Here is a 2,061-nt window from a genome sequence, read left to right on the forward strand (position 1 = left end):
GAGTCATGCCGCGAGGAAGACCGGCGCTGGCCGTGCTCCTGGGCAATGTCCCCCTGCCCCCTGCCCCGCCTCAGCGCGTGGCAATACGTGCGGGGCTAGCGGTCATGCCGAGGGTGGATCCGATTGCTCCCCGTCCGATGTGGGGTGCTCGGCAGTAGCCTCCCGAGCGGCTCTGGCATGCTGCTCCATTTCCAGGTCGGCAATCCATTCCTGGACTTCCTGGTTGGCTGCCAGGTCGTCGGGCAGCTCCGTGGTGTCGGATGGGAACGCAGCAAGGATCTGTTCCGATGTAAGCCCTGTCGCACCAGCCATGTAGGTGCCGCTGAGGGACGTTTGGAAGGTGATTGCTCCCTCCATATCCGAGTCCCGGAGGACGGCGCCCCGCAAGTCGGACCGGGAAAGATTGGCGTGGTACAGGTTGGCGTCGTACAGGTTGGCGTTGCGGAGGTCGCTTTCCGAGAGCTGCACGTGGGCCAGGTTTCCGGTGTTCAGATCTGCGCGGCGCAGGTCAGTGCCGCGGAGATCGATATTGAACACCTCGGCGCGCTTCGGGCGGCGCGCCAGAACGGTCAGTGCTGCCTGGACCGCTTCCACCGGCCGTGGGCGATCAGCTTCCCTCCCCGCTGGAGCGTGATAGCGGACGAACGCGGCAAGGACCTCAACGACAGTGGGGTGGTCCTTCTCGGAGTCCCGCATGATTCGCTCCAACGCGTAGACGCCGCCTAGCCTCTCCACATCGCGTTCCGAGGCCAGCTGACGGATGGCGTTGGTGAAGCGGTCGGTAACCTGTCCCTCGCGCGTCAGCTCGGCCTGCTCGCGGTCCCGGGCCTGCGCGTGCTCCAGAGTGCGGCCAGTAACTTCAAGAGTGCCGCGTGTGAGCTCGGACTGGACCCGGTCGTTCTCCCGCGTATGTTGGAGAGTGCGGTGACTGAGGACCAGACCGGTGCCGGCCACAATGCCCGCCCCGACCGCCACGATTGCTGTGCGGAAGCCGGACACGACCGCCGCCACCCCGGGCGTGGGCTGCTTGTTGAGGTGCGCGCTGTCGAGAAGCCAGGGGCCCTTCCAGAGAAGCCAGAGAAATCCGGCGATCAGCAGGAGGACCGCGGCTGCGAACCACCAGGTTCGAGGCGAGGTCGCAGGGGCGTGATCTGCCACCTAACCATGCGATCAGGTCTGCCAGGTAAAGCGTGGGTGCGACACACTCAATGCCTTCTCGCTAACCCTGAACTCCCCCTTTTGGGCTCTGCGCAGGTTGCTGCGCGAGCATATCGAGACGCCATGCCTGGTGGTCGGGCGCGACGTGCCGTCTTTCGCGCACGCGGCCGCGCAGGACGCCGACGCGGGTTCGGCCCTCCACGACCTGCAGCCCGCTGCTCGACGGGTCCAGGAAGCGCCGGTCGATCAGGAGCGGCGGGCGCAGCCACGTCCCGTGCTCTTCCCAGTGCAGGCCGACTTCTTGGGGGCGGACGCCGACCCAGTACACCGGGTTCTTGGCGTACTCCTCGATACAGCCGTCGTCGGAGGCTCCGGTCGGCGTCCCGTGGAAGTCCGCGGCCGGGATCGTCTCGAGCCGCCAGGTGATCTCGCGCAGGGCGATGCTGCCGTAGTCGGTTACGAAGTGGTCGTTATCGCCGAAGTCGTAGAGGAACTGCTACAGGACGTTGTCCGGCCACTGAAGCGGGGCCACGGCCGGGTCGATGCGGAAGCGGTCGTAGCCGTAGCTGAGACCGCCAGCTCGGCGGCGCTTCATCAGGGGGCTGAGGTCTTTCAGCTTCATGCCGTCAGGTGTACCGGTTCAACCGATGCTGAGACACGCGGCGTCGAGGCCGCAGAGCCGCCGGATCGGGTGTCTACGCGAGCCGACCCTCCAGGGTCGCGCTCCCGTCCTGCGTAGTGGTTCAGGATCGGTTGTCGATGGTGACGAAGCCGGCGTCCTCGTAGTACCGGTCGAAGTCCTCGCCCGGTGCCACCGCCGGCACCTACATCGAGATGACCTCCCTCCTCCTCGAACCCGCCCTCTCGCCCTCGCTGCGCTCGCCGTCCGCGGACGCATCAAAC

Annotated in this window: 3 protein-coding genes; all 3 read right to left on the minus strand. The window is 66.6% G+C overall.

Annotated elements, in window-relative coordinates:
• Nucleotides 1-102: 102 nt before the first annotated feature.
• The 3 genes from CCN33_RS19320 to CCN33_RS33565 all read right to left on the minus strand — a co-directional run bounded on the left by CCN33_RS19320 (nt 103) and on the right by CCN33_RS33565 (nt 1,780).
• Nucleotides 103-1,158 (minus strand): pentapeptide repeat-containing protein, encoded by a 1,056-nt coding sequence (locus CCN33_RS19320; protein ID WP_086694832.1) that lies wholly within the window; start codon nt 1,156-1,158, stop codon nt 103-105.
• Nucleotides 1,159-1,219: 61 nt separating this feature from the next.
• Nucleotides 1,220-1,486 (minus strand): hypothetical protein, encoded by a 267-nt coding sequence (locus CCN33_RS33130; RefSeq protein WP_244173868.1) that lies wholly within the window; start codon nt 1,484-1,486, stop codon nt 1,220-1,222.
• A gap of 168 nt (nt 1,487-1,654) precedes the next feature.
• A complete protein-coding gene (locus CCN33_RS33565) occupies nt 1,655-1,780 on the minus strand; it encodes a hypothetical protein (protein ID WP_279628183.1) in 126 nt (41 codons plus the stop codon).
• Nucleotides 1,781-2,061: the final 281 nt, after the last annotated feature.

The organism is Streptomyces recifensis, from assembly GCF_002154615.1.
Classification (GTDB): Bacteria; Actinomycetota; Actinomycetes; order Streptomycetales; family Streptomycetaceae; genus Streptomyces; species Streptomyces griseoluteus.

Excerpts from the sequence above, each read along its gene's own strand:
- CCN33_RS33565 (WP_279628183.1), bottom strand. The coding sequence starts at position 1,780 with ATGAAGCTGAAAGACCTCAGCCCCCTGATGAAGCGCCGCCGAGCTGGC.